Below are 19,139 nucleotides of genomic sequence, written 5' to 3'. Positions count from 1 at the left end.
GCGGGCTTGAGCCGTTCGGGGCAAACGAGCGGCGGTAGTTCGGGAACCCACCCGATCGGACACCACCGCCGGACAAGATGTGCGTACCGCGAACCACGAAGAAGGAGGGAAGCTCGTAGGTCGGGACCACCCAGGCCCGATCGCCGAGGGTCGTTCACGTTCGAACGGAACGAGCAGGTCACCGAGTCGCGTGACCCTCTGTCCGAGGCCGGACGCGGGCTACTCGGCGACCGAGGTCAGGAGCCTCCGGGCACCGCTCTACGATCGCCGCCATGGCCGAGTTCATCTACACCATGAAAAAGGTGCGCAAGGCGCACGGTGACAAGGTCATCCTCGATGACGTCACGATCATGTTCTACCCCGGCGCGAAGATCGGTGTGGTCGGTCCCAACGGCGCCGGCAAGTCGAGCGTGCTCAAGATCATGGCGGGGTTGGACACGCCCAACAACGGCGAGGCGTACCTGTCGCCCGGCTACACCGTCGGGATCCTGCAGCAGGAGCCGCCGCTCAACGAGGAGAAGACCGTCCTCGGCAACGTCCAGGAGGGCCTGGGCGAGATCAAGGTGAAGCTGGACCGCTTCAACGAGATCGCCGAGCTGATGGCGACCGACTACTCCGACGAGCTGATGGAGGAGATGGGCAAGCTCCAGGAGGAGCTCGACCACGCCGACGCGTGGGACCTCGACTCCCAGCTGGAGCAGGCGATGGACGCCCTGCGCTGCCCGCCGCCGGACGCCGACGTCACCAAGCTCTCCGGTGGTGAGCGCCGCCGCGTCGCGCTGTGCAAGCTGCTGCTGAGCAAGCCCGACCTGCTGCTGCTCGACGAGCCCACCAACCACCTGGACGCGGAGAGCGTCCTGTGGCTGGAGCAGCACCTCGCGCAGTACGCCGGCGCCGTGCTCGCCGTGACCCACGACCGGTACTTCCTCGACAACCTGGCCGAGTGGATCCTCGAGATCGACCGCGGCCGCACCCACCCGTACGAGGGCAACTACTCCACCTACCTGGAGAAGAAGGCCGAGCGTCTCGCGGTCCAGGGCAAGAAGGACCAGAAGCTGCAGAAGCGCCTCAAGGACGAGCTCGAGTGGGTGCGCTCCGGCGCCAAGGCCCGCCAGGCCAAGTCCAAGGCGCGTCTCGACCGCTACGAGGAGATGGCGGCCGAAGCCGAGAAGACCCGCAAGCTCGACTTCGAGGAGATCCAGATCCCGCCGGGCCCGCGTCTGGGCAACGTCGTGGTCGAGGTCGACAAGCTCAAGAAGGGCTTCGGCGACCGGGTCCTGATCAACGACCTGTCGTTCACGTTGCCGCGCAACGGCATCGTCGGCGTCATCGGCCCGAACGGCGTCGGCAAGACGACGCTGTTCAAGACCATCGTCGGGCTCGAGAAGCCGGACGAGGGCGACGTCAAGGTCGGCGACACGGTCCTGCTGTCCTACGTCGACCAGAACCGCGGCGGCATCGACCCGAAGAAGACGGTGTGGGAGGTCGTGTCCGGCGGGCTCGACTACATCCACGTCGGCAACGTCGAGATGCCGTCCCGCGCGTACGTCAGCGCGTTCGGGTTCAAGGGTCCGGACCAGCAGAAGCCCGCGGGCGTGCTGTCCGGTGGTGAGCGCAACCGCCTGAACCTCGCGCTCACGCTCAAGCTCGGCGGCAACCTGATCCTGCTGGACGAGCCGACCAACGACCTGGACGTCGAGACCCTGGGCTCGCTGGAGAACGCTCTCGAGCAGTTCCCCGGCTGCGCCGTCGTGATCTCGCACGACCGGTGGTTCCTCGACCGCGTCGCCACGCACATCCTCGCGTGGGAGGGCACGGACGAGGACCCCTCGAAGTGGTACTGGTTCGAGGGCAACTTCGAGGGCTACGAGAAGAACAAGCTCGAGCGCCTGGGTGCGGACGCCGCGAGGCCGCACCGTGTCACGTACCGCAAGCTGACACGGGACTGAGAGGGCAACGGCGACGTCGTGGCGGCGAGGGGCGAGACGCAGGCGAACGTCGAGGTGAGCACGCTGGTCGTGCCCGCCTGGATGCTGCGTTGGCGCGCACCGGAGCTCGCTCTGGTGCTGGGCGAGCGCGCGGTCGCGCTCGCCTCGACCCGCCGCGACGAGGCCGACCGCCTGCGGGCGGAGGCGCTCGTGGTCTTCGCGGGCAACCGCGTGGGCCGCGGCGTCCGCTTCGCCGACCGGGCGCTCGACGCCCTGAAGGCGGCCGAGGCCGCCGGTGAGCACGAGACCGGGTGGCTGCTGCGGGTCGAGCTGGCGGCGTGCGCGCGCTCCGTGGGCGCTCCGCTGACGGGGTTCGCGGCGGTCATGCCGGTGCTGGAAGCGCCGGACGTGCCCGCCGAACTGCGGGCCTCCGCTCTGGTCCAGGCCAGCGAATGCCTCGTCACGGTCGGCCGCGGCGACGAGCCCGCGCGGGCTCTCGCCGAGGCGGACCAGCTCTACGTCGCCGACACGACGCTCGACGAGGACACACGCCTGCTGCTGCGCGGGCTGATCCGCGCGGTGCAGGCCGCGCAGCACCGGCGGTGGGGCGACATCGCCGCCGCCATCGGTGCCGCACGCGAAGGATTGGACCTGCTGAGCAGGTTCTCCGACCCGGCCGCGGACAGCGGCCAGGGCGTCGGCCACCTCACGCTCGAGCTGGTGCTCGCGTTGATGGACGCGAACCGCCTGCACGACGCGAGCGAGGCCGGCGACCCGCTGCTCCACCTCCCGGTGCGCGCTCCGTCGGCGTCCACGACGGGCTGGTTGCGCCTGGCCCTGGCGACGCGCGTGCACCTCCCGGCAGGCCGCGTCGCACTGGCCCGCCAGATGCTGCGCGAAGCCGCGGTGAGCGCCGAACGCCACCAGCTCGACACGTTGCTGGCCGAGAGCCTGCTCGCGCTGGCCCACGTGAACGAGGTGTCCGGCGACCTGGCCGACGCGCTGACCAACCTGCGTTCCGCCCACGCCGCCGAACGCCGCCGTGCCCGCGCCGTCTACGCGGTGCGCGCCCGGCTCGCCGCCGAGTTCTCCGGTGTGCACCGCCAGCCGGCCGACCTGCACCAGCAGCTGGCCGGTCTGCTCCGCCCGGTCGAGGGCGCGCAGGTGGCCACCGACGGCGTTCTGCCCGCCGCCCTGAAGCAACAACTCCGGCAGTGGCGCCCCGTCCAGGTCCGCAAGGGCGATGGGCTGAAGGTCAAGCGCGCCCGGCGCGCTGCCGAAGACATGACCGTGGAGGGTTTGTCCGCGGCACGACAACACGCCGCCGACCGGTGGCGCATGGTCCAGCCGTTCGGCGAGCCCGATGACAAGACCCCGGAACCCGTGGAACCGCCACCCGCATCCTTGCCTTCCTCTCCCTCCCCCACCCCTGCCTCCCCGTCGTCCTCGGAGCGAACGGTCCCCGCCTCCGGCCTGATCGCCTCCGCCGGTGCCATGGTGAGCGGCCGCCGCCGCGCCGCCCGCGTGGCCGCCGGCGAGATCGACGACCGCCCGACCACCATTGCCGAGATCCCCGTCGCGACCGACCCTCCCCCCGCCGCGCCGCCGGCCTCCGAGCCGCCCGCTCCCGAACAGCCCGCACCGCAGCCGCCCGCACCGCAGGTGCAGCTGACCGTCGAGCAGCAACGCAAGCGCAAGGTCGAGCAGCAGCTCATGGAGCTGCAGCGCGAGGCCCGCCGTCAGATCGAGGAGGAACGGCAGGCCCGCGCCGAACAGCGCGCCCAGGCCGAACGCGAGGCCCGTGCCGCCGAGGAGGCCGCGCGCCAGGAGGCCGAACGCCAGGAAGCCGCCCGGCTCGAGGCGGCGCGCAAGGAAGCGGCCGAGCAGGAGGCCGCGCGCCGGGAGGCCGCCCGGCAGGAAGCGGCCCGGCAGGAGGCCGCCCGCCTGGAGGCAGCGCGCCAGGAGGCGGCCCGCCTGGAGGCTGAACGCCAAGAGGCCGCCCGCCAGGAAGCGGCCCGCCTGGAGGCCGCCCGGCAGGAGGCAGCGCGCCTGGAGGCCGAACGTCAGGAAGCGGCCCGCCTAGAGGCCGCCCGCCTGGAGGCCGCCCGGCAGGAAGCAGCGCGCCTGGAAGCCGCCCGGCAGGAAGCCGCCCGCCAGGAGGAGGCCAGGCGCGAGGCCGCACGACTGGAAGCGGTTCGCCGCGACGTCGCCCGCCAGGAGGCGGCGCACCAGGAGGTCGCGCGCCGCGCCGGGGAACGGGAGGCCGCCGCCCGTGCGGAGGCTCCCGCTCGCGACGAGGCCGCCCAGCCCCAGCAGGAAAGCGTGCTGGACATGCTCAAGGCCCAGGGCCTGCGGGCAGGCGGCCGGAGGCGGGCCCGCGAGGCCGAGCCGGAATCCCGGCCCGAGTCGCGGGCCGGGATTCCGTCGTGGCGCGTCGAGCCGCCGACGAGCCTGCGCCGGGACGAGCCGTCCGCGGAGTCCCCGTCTCAGGACCGCTCCGCGATCCCGGGCTCGTCGGACCACCACGCGCGTCCCGGCCTGTCGGCCGCGTTCTCCCGGGCCCCGGCGGCTCCGGACTTCGGTCCCCACCTCGACGAGCCGGCGTTCCCGCCGCACACCCCGGCGGACGGTTTTCCCGCGGTCCCCGATCCGGACGAGCGCAGGCTCCCGGACCTCGACTTCAGCCTGCTGGACCTCAACGCGCCGAAGCCGAAGCCGAAGCCGGAGCCGGAGGCGTCCCTCCCCGCCGCGCCGGAGCACCCGGACCAGCAGCCGGAGCCGGACCCCGCGCCGCTGCCCCCGACCCCCGACCCGGTTCCGGCCGTGCCGGAACCGGAGGAGGTCCCGCCGTCCCCGCAACCGGACCTGATGACGAGCACCTTCCTGAGCTCGGCGGACGTGGAGGACGACTCCGGCGACGTCCCGACGGTCCCGGTGCGCAGGCCCGACCAGCCCCAGCCGGCCTCCGGCACCCAGACCGGTTTCGGGGACCGGGCGGGTTTCGGCACGCAGCCGAGCTTCGGCACGCAGACCTTCGGCACGCAGAGCAGCTTCGGCACCCAGTCGGCCTTCGCCACGCCGTCGTCGTTCAACGCGCGACCGGACTTCGACCCGCAGCCGGATGAGGGGCCGGCGACCGGATCCGGCCCCGCGACGGCCGACGAGCCGGAGTCCGCCGTGGAGTACGACTTCTTCGCCACCGAACCCGGCTCGCCGGCCGGGCCGGACGCGGGCCACGGGACCGGTGCGGACGCCCCGCCCGCCGAAGCGGGAGACAGGACGGGCCGGCCGAGCAGCCGTCGTCGTCCGAGCGAGATGAGCCTCGCCGACCTGCTGGCCGAAGCGCTGGTCGCGTACGAGACGGGCCGCCGGTCCGACGAGGAGCAGTTCGAGGCGTCGGACCTGAGCCCGGCCGGCTGGTCGGCAGCGGAACCCCCCGCGGAGCAGCCGTCGGGGGAGGCGTCCGGTGTGGAGCAGAAGCCGGCGGCCGAGGCCGAGCCGGTCACGGGGTTCGGTGTGCAGCAGGACGCTGCGGTCCAGACGCTGCCCGGCTCGGCCGCGCTCGGGCAGGAGAAGCCGTTCGGGTCGGAGGTCGCGCCGAGCTCGGACAGCTACTTCCAGCCGGGCCGGTACTCCCGCTCGCAGGAGGCCGGCACGTCGCCGAACCCGGAAGCGCCGTCGTCGGACGGGGCTTCCGGAGCGGACCTCGCCTTCGGCAGGCGGCGCAGGCCCGTTCCGGAGACGCCTGTCCCGGACGCCTTCCCGTCCAGCCCCTCCTTCGGCACGCAGCCGGTGGCGGACACGGGGACGAGTCCCGGCTCAGCCACCCCGGTCACGCCCTCCTTCGGGTCACCGCAGGCGTTCGGCTCGGCGCAGCCGGTCGGGAGCGCGCCGGAGGCCGAGCAGGAGAAGACCGGGCCGATCGTGCCGGTCGGTGTCGCGCCGGACAACGAGACCACGGGTCCGATCCGGCGCTTTGGGGCGGAAGGCCCCGGCTGGACGTTGCCCGGAGCGTGAGGGTGGCCAGCGCCACACCTCAAGACTTGCCCAACTCGTCCGCGGTGGGCTTAGCGGCCCGCCGCGGACGGGTAGGTGGTCGGAGGCCGGTCCCCCCACCGGCCGATGATCGGTTGTGTGTCACCGGATCGGTGGCTCGCGCGAGCCGGCTCTCGGGGTTGAGCCGGTGGCGGGCCGACGGAGCGGTGGTGCCTGAAAGTGTTGCCGCCACTGAGGATGTGACTCGATTCAGCCTCGATTCAGTGGTCCGTCAGAGCCCCTCCCGTTGCCGTTGACGGCCACCGCCCCATCTAGGGTGGGGTCGGACCCGGCACACAGAGGTGCCGGATAGCGTGGAGTCGCCTGAAGATGACCTCGACTGGAGCCCCGACCCGAACCGACGACGTCTCCGCGGCCCCTGCCGCGGCTGATGGCAGTCGAACGGCCAGTCCTGAGCAGGTCCGTGACGAGCTGATCGAACGGGCCGCCGCCAATGCCCCCGAACTCGCAGACCTGATCCGCCTTTTCTACCGCCACGTGCCCGCCGAGGAAGTCAACGACGACGACCCGGTGGACCTGGTCGGAGCGGTGCGGTCGAACTACCAGCTCGCCGAGAGCCGCGTCCCCGGACGCGCCGCGGTGCGCATCCTCAACCCGACGCGCAGCGCCGACGGGTGGCAGTGCCCTGTCACCGTCGTGCAGGTCGTCACCGACGACATGCCGTACCTCGTGGACTCGGTCGCGTCCGAGCTCACGCGGGCGGGCGTGCAGGTGCAGCGCGTCGTGCACCCGATCGTCGTGGTGCGGCGCGACCCGGTCACCGGTGAGCGCACGGAGGTGCTGCCGGCGGCCGACCCGGCGGATCCGCCCGCGGACGCGCTGGCCGAGTCGTGGATGAACATCGAGGTCGACCTCATCACCGACCCCGGCCGCGCCCGCGAGCTCGAGACCCGGCTGCAGGCGGTGCTGACCGACGTCCGCGAGGTCGTCGAGGACACCGACCGCATGGTCGCCACGGCGCTGCAGCTGGCCGGCGAGCTCGAGAAGGACGCGTCGGAGTCCACCACCGACGGCGCGAAGCTGCTCCAGTGGCTGGCGGACGGGCACTTCACGTTCATGGGCTACCGGCAGTACGAGCTGGTGCACGAGGACGGCGAACCGGCTCTGCGGGCCGTGCTCGCGAGCGGCCTGGGCGTGCTGCGCCAGGACAGCCTCGCCGCGCGCAGCCTCACCGCCGGCCCGGACAACGGCGCGCAGGCGCTCAGCCCCGACCTGCTGGTGCTCACGCAGGCGAGTGCGCAGAGCAGCGTGCACCGCAGCGTCTACCCGTACTACGTCGGCGTGAAGACGTTCGACGCCGAGGGCAACGTCTCCGGCGAGCACCGCTTCCTGGGCATCTTCAGCACCACCGCGCTGCACGAGGACGTGCTCGACATCCCGGTGATCGAGCGCCGCGTGCGCGAGGTCATCCACCGCGCGGGCTTCCCGCTGCAGTCCTACTCGGGCCAGCGGATGCTCGAGGTGATCCAGAACTACCCGCGCACCGAGCTGTTCTCGGTCGACGCGGACACGCTCTACCAGACGACCACGGGCGTCATCGCGCTCGCGGAACGCCGCCGGCTGCGGCTGTTCCTGCGCCGCGACCCGTTCGGCCGCTTCTTCTCGTGCCTGGTCTACCTGCCGCGCGACCGCTACACGACGACGAGCCGCCTCGCGATGCAGGAGGTGCTGCTCGCCGAGCTCGGCGGCCTGAGCCTCGAATACAGCGCGCGCATCGGCGAGTCCGCCCTGGCCCGCGTGCACTTCATGGTGCACACGGACCCGGCGCGCACGCTGGAGCCGGACGTCCACGCGATCCAGGCCAAGCTCGCCGAGGCCGTCCGCAGCTGGGATGACCGCATGGTCGAGGCGGTCGGCGGCGACGGCGCCGAGTCGGCCACGGAGCAGGGCCAGCGGTTCGCCGCGGTCTTCCCGGAGGCCTACAAGGAGGACTTCCCCGCCTCCACCGGTCTCGAGGACTACCGCCGCATCGAGCGGCTCGCCGAGGGCGACCTCGACATGGTGTTCTACGTGCCGGACAACGCCGAGCCGGGGAGCGGCGCTTCAAGCTGTTCGTGACCGGTGAGGGCATCACCCTGTCCGACGTGCTGCCGATGCTGCAGCGCATGGGCGTCATCGTGGTCGACGAGCGGCCGTACGAGATCGCCCGCGAAGACGGCGTGCAGTGCTGGATCTACGACTTCGGCCTGCGCATCGACAAGGCCGCGCTCGCGCAGCTGTCCGAGGAAGACCTCGACAACGTGCGGGTGCGCTTCCAGGACGCGTTCGCCGCGGTCTGGCGGGGCGAGGCCGAGGTCGACCGGTTCAACTCGCTGGTGCTGCAGGCCGGGCTCACCTGGCAACAGGCCGCGATGCTGCGCGCGTACGCGAAGTACCTGCGCCAGGCCGGCACGCCGTACTCGCAGGACTACATCGAGGACGCCGTGCTCGGCCACACGAGCGTGGCGATCGCGCTGGTGGCGCTGTTCGAGTCCCGGTTCGACCCGCGCCTGGACGACGCGACGCGCGCCGACCGCACCGAGACGATGGTCGTCGAGACCGGCAAGCTGATCGACGACGTGACGAGCCTCGACGCGGACCGGATCCTGCGCAGCCTGCTCACGCTGATCAACGCCACGCTGCGGACGAACTACTTCTTCCGCGACGCCGACGGCAACGCCCGGCCGTACCTGTCGGTCAAGCTCGACCCGCAGGCGATCCCGGACCTGCCGCAGCCGCGGCCGAAGTTCGAGATCTTCGTGTACTCGCCCCGGGTCGAGGGCGTGCACCTGCGCTTCGGCAGCGTCGCGCGCGGTGGCCTGCGCTGGTCCGACCGCCGCGAGGACTTCCGCACGGAGATCCTCGGCCTGGTCAAGGCGCAGGCCGTGAAGAACGCGGTGATCGTGCCGGTCGGCGCCAAGGGCGGCTTCGTCGTCAAGCGCCCGATCCCGGCGACCGGTGACCCCGGCATCGACCGCGAGAACTTCATGTCCGAGGGCATCGCCTGCTACAAGATGTTCATCTCGGGCCTGCTCGACCTCACCGACAACCTGATCAACAACGAGGTCGTGCCCGCGTCGCAGGTCGTGCGCTACGACGGCGACGACACCTACCTGGTCGTGGCGGCGGACAAGGGCACCGCGACGTTCTCCGACATCGCGAACGGCGTGAGCCAGAGCTACGGCTTCTGGCTGGGCGACGCGTTCGCGTCCGGTGGCTCGATCGGCTACGACCACAAGGCCATGGGCATCACGGCCAAGGGCGCGTGGGAGAGCGTGAAGCGCTCGTTCCGCGAGCTCGGCGTGGACACGCAGACCGAGGAGTTCACCGTCGTCGGCATCGGCGACATGTCCGGTGACGTGTTCGGCAACGGCATGATGCTGTCCGAGCACATCCGGCTCGTGGCCGCGTTCGACCACCGGCACATCTTCATCGACCCGAACCCGGTCGCGGCCACCTCGTTCGCCGAGCGGGTGCGGTTGTTCAACGTCCCGCGCTCGTCGTGGGACGACTACGACCGCTCGCTGATCAGCGAGGGCGGCGGCGTCTTCCCGCTGACGGCCAAGTCGATCCCGATCTCCGAGCAGGCCCGCGCCGCACTGGGCCTGCCCGAGGGAGTCGAGAAGCTGTCCCCGCCGGAGCTCAAGAAGGCGATCCTGCTCGCGCCGGTCGACCTGCTCTGGAACGGCGGCATCGGCACGTACGTCAAGGCGTCGACCGAGTCGCACGCCGACGTCGGCGACAAGGCGAACGACTCGATCCGCGTCGACGGCAACGAGCTGCGCGTCAAGGTCATCGGCGAGGGCGGCAACCTGGGCCTCACCCAGCGCGGCCGCATCGAGTTCGCGCGCGGCGGCGGCAAGGTCAACACCGACGCGCTCGACAACTCCGCGGGCGTCGACTGCTCCGACCACGAGGTCAACATCAAGATCCTGCTGGACCACCTGGTCCGCGAGGGTTCGCTGGAGCAGCAGCAGCGCAACGAGGTCCTCGCCGAGATGACCGACGAGGTCGGCGAGCTCGTGCTGGCGGACAACTACTCGCAGAACAGCGTCCTCGGCGTCAGCCGGGCGCACGCCGCTTCGATGCTGTCGGTGCACGCGCGTCTCACGGCCGACCTGGAGGCGCGCGGGGCCCTCAACCGCAAGCTGGAGGCCCTGCCGAGCGCCGCGGAGTTCAAGGCGCTGGAGAAGAACGGCGAGGGCCTCACCTCGCCGGAGCTCGCCACGCTCCTCGCGTTCACGAAGCTCACGCTGAAGGAAGAGCTGCTCGCGAGCGACATCCCGACGATCGACACCTTCACCCGCAAGCTCCCGGACTACTTCCCGAGCCTGCTGCGCGAGCGGTTCGGCGCGGAGATCCCGAACCACCCGCTGGCGCGGCAGATCATCACGACCGTCGTGGTGAACGAGGTCGTCGACGGTGGTGGCATCTCCTACGCCTTCCGCCTGGCCGAGGAGATGAGCGCGTCGGCGACGGACGCGGTCCGCGCGTACGCCGTCGTCACCCAGGTCTTCGACCTGCCGTCGATCTGGCGGGAGATCGAGGCGCTGGACACCGTGGTGCCGACGGACGTGCAGGACAGCATGGTCCTGGAGACCCGCCGGCTGCTCGACCGCGCGTCCCGCTGGCTGCTGTCGAACCGCCCGCAGCCGCTCGCGGTCGGCTCCGCGATCAACCGCTTCCGCGGCGTGGTCGAGGAGCTGAGCCCGTACGCCTTCGACCTGCTGCAGGGCAAGGAACTGGCCGTGGTCGCGGACAAGGCGGACCGGTACGTCGAGCAGGGCGTCCCGGCCGAGCTGGCCCGCAAGGTGGCCGCGCTGCTGTACATGTACGGGCTGCTCGACGTCACCGAGATCGCCGAGCTGGCCGAGCGCGAGTTCGGCCCGACCGGCGGCGCGGGTCCGGAGCGCACGCACCGCGAGACGGCCGAGCTGTACTTCGCGCTGTCCGACCACCTCGACATCGACCACATGCTGGACTCGGTGACGAGCCTGGAGCGCGGCAACCGCTGGCACGCCCTGGCCCGCCTGGCCCTGCGCGACGACTTCTACTCGTCGCTGCGGGCGATCTCCCTCGACGTGCTGAGGGCGAGCGACGAGGGCGACACGGCGACCGAGAAGATCTCCAAGTGGGAGCAGGCCAACGCTTCCCGCCTGGCCCGCTCGCGCGGTGCGCTGGAGGAGATCAACCGGGTCCACCAGCTGGACCTGGCGACCCTGTCCGTCGCCGCCCGCCAGGTGCGGAGCATGGTCAGGTAGTACGGACTGAGCACGAACCGGGGCGCCGCGAAATCCCCTTCGCGGCGCCCCGGTGCCAGTTGAACGTCAGACGACCTGGTCGAGTTCCCCGCGCTGGTCGATCGCCCGGCGGAGCCACTGCCGCCCGACCACGACCAGCAGCGCGACGCCGACCGCCGCGACCGTCCCGGCGCCCGATCCCATCCACAGCCCGAGGACCTCCATGCCGTCGGCGGGCGACGGGATGTCGGCGAACGTGACGAAGACGAACAGCCACGCGAGGACCAGCGCGCCGGCGGCGACGGCCGCGATCGCGACGTTCGTCCACCTGACCGAGCCCGGCTCGAACACGGTGCCCTCGCCCGCGCGGTGCAGCACCCCTCCCAGCGCCACCGCCAGCACCTGCAGACACGCGACGAAGACGATCGCGGACACCACGAACGGCACTCTCACGGCCTCGTAGGGCGGGAACAGCTCGACCTCGTTCGCCGCGGTCGCCGGGATCACCGCGACCTGCGCGAACAGCCCGCCGAGGAACGCGATGGCGAGCAGGGCCTGCAGGAAGGTCACCAGGACACGAGACATGGATCGAGTATCGAGAGTTGCCTATCGACTTTCAATCGCTGCGTGTGGAGGTCCTGTGAAGGTTCGTGCGGTCGTGAGCGGTAGGGTCCCTGCATGGGTGTCTTCGTCACGGGTGTGCGGCCGCGGTGGTCGGACATGGATGCGTTCGGCCACGTCAACCACGCCAAAACGGTGACGTTGCTCGAAGACGCCCGGATCGAGCTGCTGTTCACGGAGGCGGCCCGCCACGGCGTCAAGGAACTCGCCGAGGGCATGGTCGTCGCGAAGCTCGTGGTCGAGTACCTCGCGCCGATCGTCTTCACCGGTGAGGACATCATCGTGGAGATGTCGGTGCGGGAGCTGAAGTCCGCGTCGCTGACGCTCGACTACGTGGTGCGCGGCAGCCGCGACGTGAACAGCCCGGTGGTCGTCAAGGCGGAGACGCTGATGGCGCCCTTCAACGTGACGACAGCACGTCCGCGGCGGCTGACCGAGGCCGAGCGCGACTTTCTCGCCGGGTGGCGGGCAGGGGGAAACGGTGCCTGATCTGGTGTTGGCCGACGCGGCCGAGAGAGACGACCTCGGGGCGTTCGCCGCACGCGCGGTGCGCCTCGACGCCCAGACGGTGGTGCGGCTGCGCAACCGCAACGAGGAGCTGCTCGACGCGTGGGTCGCCACGCCGTTCGACACCCTGGCGACGCGAACCGTTGCGGGACAGGCGAATCCCGCCGACGTCACGGTGTCCGGATCGGAGCTGCTGACGGGTCTCGCGGTCATGCGCGACGAGCGCATCGACCCGGGACCGGCCAAGGACCTGATGTGGCGCTCGGCCCTGCCGCCCGCGGAGGGCTGGCTCGTGGTCGACAGGCTGCCCGTCGCGGTCGTCGCGGAGATCGCGGACGAGGGCGTCGAGGTGGCGCGGGAGAACACCGGTCCCCAGGGGACGCCGCCGGCGTCGCTGCTGGACCAGACGGTGCTCACCGTGACCGGGTCCGGGTTGGACGTGAAGGTCCCGCTGCGGGTCCTGTTCGCGTTGTCGGGCATGGGTTTCCTCGGCGACGACGGTGACGTCCGGGTCACGGCGACCGACTCGTGGCTGCGGATCGACGCCCGGTACGGCGCGGTAGTCCGCCGCCGCCACTCGATGCTGCCGCTGATCGTCTGAACCTGGGCCGAGCCCAGATCGGGCGAACCGGAGTTCCGGGCGACGCAGTCGGATGCGCGTGGCACACGCTCTTCTTCGACCTGGCCTTCGTCTTCACCACCACGCAGCCCCGCGAGGTCGGTCTGCTGCTCGCGGTGGAGTGACGCCGTGGCCGAGGCGCGCTACGTTGGCGGCTCGGAGGGATCACGGCTGGGGGGCTTGTGGAGTTTCGCGTGTTGGGACCGGTCTGCGTCGTCGTCGACGGCAGACAGGTACCGGTGGGCGGCCCGAAGCCGCGCACGCTGCTGGCGCTGCTCGCCACCAGGCCCGGACGCGTCGTGTCCGCCGAGCACCTCATCGACGCGATCTGGGGTGAGGACCCGCCGGACACCGCGCGGGCGTTGGTGCACACGTACGTCTCCGCGATCCGCAAGGCGGTCGACGCGGAGGTCATCTCCCGCGACGCGGGCGGCTACCGGCTCGACGCCGAAGAGGTGGACCTGACGGCGTTCCGCAGGGAGGCCGACGCCGGGGCGCGGGCCGCTCCGGACCAGGCCGTCGACCACTTCCGCGCGGCTCTGCGGCACTGGCGCGGTCCCGCGCTCGGCGGCGCGCAGGGCAGCTGGGCGGAGAACGAACGGGCCAGGCTCGAGGAACTGCGGCTGGGGGTCCTCGAAGACCTCGCCGAGGCCGGGCTCACGACCGGGCAGGGCGCCGACCTGATCGGCGAGCTCACCGAAGCCGTGGCGCAGCACCCGTTGCGGGAACGGTTGCGCGCCCAGCTGATGCGCGCCCTGCACCAGGCAGGCCGGCAGGCCGACGCGCTCGCCTGCTACCAGGAGGGCCATCGGGCGCTGGTCGAGGAGCTCGGCGTGGACCCCGGGCCGTTGCTGCGGCAGGCCCACGGCGAGGTGCTCGCCGAACCCCTGGCCCGACCGGAACCGGAACCCGCGACGGTCACGCCGCCGGGACAGCTGCCGTTCGACATCGCCGACTTCACCGGACGCGCGAGCGAGGTCGCCGCACTCTCGCGCCTGCTCGTGGACACCTCGGGCTACCGGTTGTGCGCGCTCTCGGGCAAGCCGGGATCGGGCAAGAGCACGTTGGCGTTGCACGTCGCTCACCGCGTGCGCGCGCACTTCCCGGACGGTCAGCTCTACGCCTCGTTACGTGGAGTGCAGACCGTGCGCTCCGATCCGGCCGAGGTGCTCGTCGGGTTCTTGCGCGCGTTGGGTGTCGCCGATGCGGCGATTCCCGTTGAGCTCGACGAACGTGCGCAGCTCTACCGCACGTTGCTGGCTGACAGACGCGTGCTGATCGTGCTCGACGACGCCTCCGACGAGCGCCAGATCCGGCCGCTGCTGCCCGGCGCGCCCACGTGCGCCGTTCTCGTGACGAGCCGCGAACGCCTCGGCGCGCTCGGAGGCGCGCACCAGCTCGACCTGCACGTGTTCGACGACGCCGAGGCGTTGCAACTGCTGGACAGGGTCGTCGGGGGTGGCCGGGCGCAACGGGAGGCCGAGCACGCCCAGGAGATCGTCCGGCTGTGCGGGCACCTGCCGCTGGCGCTGCGGATCGCGGGTGCCCGGCTCGCGGCGCGCGTGCAGTGGCCGCTGGCACGCCTCGCGGACCGGCTCAAGGTGCAGCACAGGGTGTTGCAGGAGCTGATGATCGGCGACCTGGAGGTGCGCGGCAGCCTCGCGCTGAGCTTCGACGAGCTGGGGGAGCTGGAGCGGACCGCGTTGCGGCGCCTGGGCTTGCTGGACGTGTCGTCGTTCGGCGGCTGGATCGTCGCACCGCTGCTCGGCTGCGACGCCTACACGGCCGACGAGGTCGTGGAACGGCTCGTCGACGCCCAGCTGCTCGACCCGGTGGGCGCCCGGTACAAGCTGCACGACCTGACGCGGGCGTTCGCGCGGGAACGCGGTGAGGCCGAGGAGACGGGGTTCCCCGCCGTCGCGGACCGGGTCGCGCGCTGCCTGCTGGCGCTGGTCGAGGCCGCCGGGGCGCGGATGCCGCGCGCCGACTTCGACTGGGTCGAGACGTCGGTGTCGTTCCTCGACCGGGCCAAGATCGACGAGATCCTCGACGACCCCGAGGAGTGGTTCGACGCCGAGCAGACCGAGCTCGTCGGCTTCGTCGAACGCATCAGCGAGCTCGACCTGACCGAGGCCGCCTCGAAGCTCGCCGCGGCGCTCAGCTCGTCGCGGTTCGCCGTCCGCAACCTCTTCAGCCAGTGGTACCGCACGCACAACGCCGCACTGGAGGCCGCACGGCGCGTCGGCGACAAGCTGGCGGAGGCACGGCTGCTCGCCGGCCTCGGCTGGCTGCGGTTCGAGCAGGACCGGCTGGACGAGGCCGCGTCGTACTACGAGCAGGCTCTGGAGCTGAGCGACGGCGTCCGGTTCCAGGCGCTGACGAGGCTGTCGCTGAGCACCGTGCACCGCGAGCAGGGACGGCTGGCCGAGGCCCGCACCGCGCTCGACCTGTCGCTCGCCGGTCTGCGCACGCTCGACGAACCGAAGGCGCTGGCGCAGGCGATCCACGGCCTCGGCCGGGTGCTGTGCGAGCAGGGGGACCTCGACGAGGCGGTGCGGTACTGCACCGACGCGGTCGCGCACTACCGCGAACTGGGCAACGCCCGCGACCTCGCCATCGCGATGCGGTCCGTCGGCATCGTCCACCGCGCGGCCGGGAGGCTGGACGAGGCGGACCGGTGGTGCTCGGACGCGGTGACCCTGCTGGAACGCCTGGACAACAAGCTCGCGTCGGCCTACGCCGTGCAGTCGCTCGCCAAGGTGCGGGTGCGGCAGGGACGCGGTGCCGAGGTGCGCGAGGCGCTGGTCGAGGCGCTGGAGACGTGCAACGAGATGCAGGACGGGTTCGGGCAGGCCCTGGTGCTGCGCACGCTCGGGGAGCTCGAACTCGCGGAGGGCGACCTGGCGGAGGCCCGGCGGCGGCTGGAGCACGCCCTGCGGTGGTGGGACGCGCTGGCGCTGACCGTCTGGCGGGCGCGGACCCTGCGCGACCTCGCGGCCGTCCTGGACGCCTCCGGGGAGTCCGGCGAGGAGCAGTGGAGCGAGGCCCTGGCGATCTTCCGCCGGTACGGCAACCGGGAGGCGCGCGAACCGCGCCTCCCGGTCACCCTGACGCTCTAGACGAGCCAGACGGCGGTGTCCGGCGGCAGCTGGTCACCGTCCATCGGGCCGGACGACAGCAGCACCTGGCCGGGCGGCAGCGGCACGGACGCGCCCGAGGTGTTCAGCGCGCAGATGAGCCCGCCGCCCTTGCGCCGGAACGCGAAGCAGCCCGCCGGGGCTCCGTACCACTCGAGCTCGTCGCCCGCGAAGCCCGCGTTGGACTTCCGGTGCTCCAGCGCCTCGCGGTAGAGCGAGAGCATCGAGCCCGGGTCCTCCAGTTGCGCCTCGGCGGTGAGGTGGCCCCACTCGTTCGGCTGCGGCAGCCACGTGCTGACGGCCGTGGAGAACCCGAACGGGGGCGCGGTGCCCTCCCACGGGATCGGCACGCGGCAGCCGTCACGGCCGCGCTCGGTGCGCCCGGACCGCTCCCAGGTCGGGTCCTGCAGCGCCCAGTCCGGCAGCTCCACGTTCGGCAGGCCGAGCTCTTCGCCGTTGTAGAGGTAGATCACGCCCGGCAGCGCCAGCTCGACCAGCGTCATCGCGCGGGCCCGCTGCTCGCCCAGCGCGCCACCGCCGTAGCGGGTCACGTGGCGCACGACGTCGTGGTTCGACAGCGTCCACGTCGCCGGCGTGCCGGACGGCGCGACGGCGGCCAGCGAGTGCTCGATCGCCGAACGGACGGCGTCCGCGTCGAAGCCGGCCTCGACCAGCCTGAAGTTGAAGCCCAGGTGCAGCTCGTCGGGACGGACGTAGGCGGCGAACCGCTCGTCGTCCTTCACCCAGATCTCGCCGACGGCCATCGTGCCGGGGTAGCTGTCCATGACCTTGCGGATCATGCGGTGGATCTCGTGCACGCCGTCGTTGTCGAAGCGCGGGTCGTGCGCGTCGTCGCTGAGCACGCCGGGGGCCTGGTGGCGGATCTCCATGTCCGGCAGGCCGTCGGGCTTGGCCATGCCGTGCGCCACGTCGATGCGGAAGCCGTCGACCCCGCGGTCGAGCCAGAACCGCAGTGTGCGCTCCAGGTCGGCGCGGACCTCCGGGTGGTCCCAGTTGAGGTCGGGCTGCTCCGGCGCGAACAGGTGCAGGTACCACTGGCCGTCCGGCACGCGGGTCCAGGCGGGGCCGCCGAAGACCGACGTCCAGTTGTTCGGCGGCTGCGAGCCGTCGAAGCCGCGCCCCTCGCGGAAGATGTAGCGGGAGCGCTCCATGCTGCCGGGACCGGCGTGCAAGGCCTCCTGGAACCACTCGTGCAGGTCGCTCGTGTGGTTCGGGACCAGGTCGACCGTCACGCGGATGTTGTGCTCGTGCGCCTCCGCCACCAGCCGGTCGAAGGCGGCCAGGTCGCCGAACAGCGGGTCGACGTCGCGCGGGTCGGCGACGTCGTAGCCGTGGTCGGCCATGGGGGAGCGGTAGAACGGGGTGAGCCAGAGGGCGTCGACCCCGAGCAGCTCCAGGTAGCCGAGGCGGGACCGGATGCCTTCGAGGTCGCCGACGCCGTCGCCGTTGGAGTCGGCGAAAGAGCGCACGTACACCTGGTAGAAGACGGAGTCACGCCACCAAGCGGCCTCTTCGGCGATCTCAGGGGTGAGGTCGGAGGATCGTCGCACGAGGGGTCATCCTGCCATTCGTCTCGCTGCCAAAGGACCCGAACGGGTGATGGATGGTCACGACCAGCTGTTCATCAAGCTGTTCGCGGCCATCTCCATGTAGTCCCAGAGCTGCTTGCGGTGGGCCTCGTCCAAGCCGGCCTCGTCGACGGCGATCCTCATGCAGCGCAACCACGCGTCGCGTTCGATCGGGCCGATCTTGAACGGCACGTGGCGCATCCGCAGCCTCGGGTGGCCCCGGTTGTCCGAGTAGGTGTGGGGGCCGCCCCAGTACTGCACGAGGAACAGCCGCAGCCGCTCTTCCGCAGGTCCGAGGTCTTCTTCCGGGTAGAGGGGGAGGAGGACCTCGTCGGACTTCACCTCTTCGTAGAAGCGCGCGACGATGCGGTGGAACGTCTCCTCGCCACCGACCTGTTCGAAGAAGCTCACGGGGTTGCCCACCCACCCATCCTGACTCACGCGGGCAAGTGGGCGCAGGCCGCCCCGGTGTTGGCTGTGCCATAGGGGTGTGAACTGGCAGGACGCCGGGTGATCACCGTCTCGAATGGGTGTTCCACCTCACCCGGCCTCCTGGTTTTGGAGGACACGGCCCCACTACTTGGCGGTGAAGCCTGCTTCTTCCAGGGCGGGCATGAGTTGCGCGCGGAGGTTGCGCTGGACCGCCCACTGGCGGCCGGGACGCGTCTTGGCCGTGACCCGCAGCGTGATGCCCTCCGGCGTGAACTTCTCGACGCCGAGGACCTCGGGCTTGGCCGTGATGTCGGCCTTCAGCGGGTCCTTGTCGGCCACCTCGGAGACCTTGCGCTCGAGCACCTGGGTGGCCTCGGCGAGGTTCGCGCCGTAGCTCAGCGGCAGGTCGACGACCGCGACCGCGAAGCCCTGCGACGAGTTGCCGACGCGCAGGATCTCGCCGTTGCGGACGTACCAGACGGTGCCGTTCGTGTCGCGGATCGTCGTGGTGCGCAGGGCGACGGCCTCGACGGTGCCCGTGGCCGGGCCGAGGTCGACGACGTCGCCGACGCCGTACTGGTCCTCCAGCAGCATGAACATGCCGGCCAGGAAGTCCTTGACCAGGTTCTGGGCGCCGAAGCCGATCGCGACGCCCAGGATGCCCGCCGAGGTCAGCACGGGCGTGATGTCGAGCTTGACCACGATCAGGATCTCCAGGAACGCTATTCCGAAGATCATGATCGTGACGATCGACTTCAGCACCGAGCCGATCGTCCTGGCGCGCTGCTCGCGGCGCTCGGACATCAGGTTGCCGAGCGCCTGCGGAGCGCGTTCCCGCAACGGCTTGAGCAGGCCCGGCTTCTTGCCCTCCTTGCCGGGCGTGGTGATCCGGTCGATGACCTTGCGCAGCATGGCCCTGATCACGAACGCGGCGATCAGGATCAGAAGGATCTTGATGCCACCCGCGATGATGTCCGGGCCGTACTTCTCGAAGAAGCCGACCGCCTGCGCGGTCTTGTTCTCGATGTCAT

At 71.4% G+C, this 19,139-nt stretch carries 9 protein-coding genes and 1 pseudogene; 6 read left to right on the top strand and 4 right to left on the bottom strand.

Annotation, left to right across the window (positions count from 1 at the left end; translation table 11 throughout):
* The first annotated feature begins 272 nt into the window (after positions 1-272).
* The 3 genes and pseudogenes from ettA (at position 273) to V1227_RS20875 (ending at position 11,224) form a co-directional block, all read left to right on the top strand.
* Complete coding sequence (gene ettA / locus V1227_RS20885) at positions 273-1,949, top strand: energy-dependent translational throttle protein EttA (RefSeq protein ID WP_236222831.1); 1,677 nt, start codon at positions 273-275, stop codon at positions 1,947-1,949.
* An 18-nt stretch (positions 1,950-1,967) separates the two neighbouring features.
* Positions 1,968-5,945 carry a hypothetical protein gene (locus V1227_RS20880; RefSeq protein WP_329787270.1) on the top strand — a complete coding sequence of 1,326 codons (3,978 nt, stop codon included), beginning with the start codon at positions 1,968-1,970 and terminating at the stop codon, positions 5,943-5,945.
* Positions 5,946-6,293: 348 nt separating this feature from the next.
* Positions 6,294-11,224 (top strand): annotated as a pseudogene (locus tag V1227_RS20875) (NAD-glutamate dehydrogenase).
* Between the two features lie 66 nt (positions 11,225-11,290).
* On the opposite strand, the gene V1227_RS20870 reads toward V1227_RS20875, so the two are convergent.
* Positions 11,291-11,788 carry a DUF2975 domain-containing protein gene (locus tag V1227_RS20870; RefSeq protein WP_329787269.1) on the bottom strand — a complete coding sequence of 166 codons (498 nt, stop codon included), beginning with the start codon at positions 11,786-11,788 and terminating at the stop codon, positions 11,291-11,293.
* Between the two features lie 93 nt (positions 11,789-11,881).
* On the opposite strand from V1227_RS20870, the gene V1227_RS20865 reads away from it, so the two are divergent.
* The 3 genes from V1227_RS20865 (at position 11,882) to V1227_RS20855 (ending at position 16,069) form a co-directional block, all read left to right on the top strand.
* A complete protein-coding gene (locus V1227_RS20865) occupies positions 11,882-12,313 on the top strand; it encodes an acyl-CoA thioesterase (protein ID WP_236222838.1) in 432 nt (143 codons plus the stop codon).
* Positions 12,306-12,932, top strand: coding sequence for a hypothetical protein (locus V1227_RS20860; protein ID WP_236222840.1), 627 nt, complete (start codon positions 12,306-12,308; stop codon positions 12,930-12,932). Before V1227_RS20865 ends, V1227_RS20860 begins: the two co-directional genes overlap by 8 nt.
* A gap of 212 nt (positions 12,933-13,144) precedes the next feature.
* The gene (locus V1227_RS20855; RefSeq protein ID WP_329787268.1) at positions 13,145-16,069 is read left to right on the top strand and encodes an AfsR/SARP family transcriptional regulator; all 2,925 of its coding nucleotides are present in this window, start codon (positions 13,145-13,147) and stop codon (positions 16,067-16,069) included.
* Here V1227_RS20855 and V1227_RS20850 read toward each other — a convergent pair.
* The 3 genes from V1227_RS20850 to V1227_RS20840 form a co-directional block, all read right to left on the bottom strand.
* Entirely contained in the window at positions 16,066-17,658 is a 1,593-nt protein-coding gene (locus V1227_RS20850) for a glycoside hydrolase family 13 protein (RefSeq protein WP_329787267.1), read from the bottom strand. The two genes, V1227_RS20855 and V1227_RS20850, sit on opposite strands and share 4 nt — an antisense overlap.
* Positions 17,659-17,715: 57 nt before the next feature.
* Positions 17,716-18,099 (bottom strand): globin, encoded by a 384-nt coding sequence (locus V1227_RS20845; RefSeq protein WP_329787266.1) that lies wholly within the window; start codon positions 18,097-18,099, stop codon positions 17,716-17,718.
* Positions 18,100-18,252: 153 nt separating this feature from the next.
* Positions 18,253-19,134 carry a mechanosensitive ion channel family protein gene (locus V1227_RS20840; protein ID WP_329794070.1) on the bottom strand — a complete coding sequence of 294 codons (882 nt, stop codon included), beginning with the start codon at positions 19,132-19,134 and terminating at the stop codon, positions 18,253-18,255.
* Between the last annotated feature and the right edge of the window lie 5 nt (positions 19,135-19,139).

It is taken from the genome of Lentzea sp. DG1S-22, from assembly GCF_036321065.1.
Classification (GTDB): domain Bacteria; phylum Actinomycetota; class Actinomycetes; order Mycobacteriales; family Pseudonocardiaceae; genus Lentzea; species Lentzea jiangxiensis.
Note: the sequence above shows the minus strand (reverse complement) of the source record. Positions and strands in the feature narration are given on the sequence as shown.

Excerpts from the sequence above, each read along its gene's own strand:
- ettA (WP_236222831.1), top strand. The coding sequence starts at position 273 with ATGGCCGAGTTCATCTACACCATGAAAAAGGTGCGCAAGGCGCACGGT.
- V1227_RS20870 (WP_329787269.1), bottom strand. The coding sequence starts at position 11,788 with ATGTCTCGTGTCCTGGTGACCTTCCTGCAGGCCCTGCTCGCCATCGCG.
- V1227_RS20865 (WP_236222838.1), top strand. The coding sequence starts at position 11,882 with ATGGGTGTCTTCGTCACGGGTGTGCGGCCGCGGTGGTCGGACATGGAT.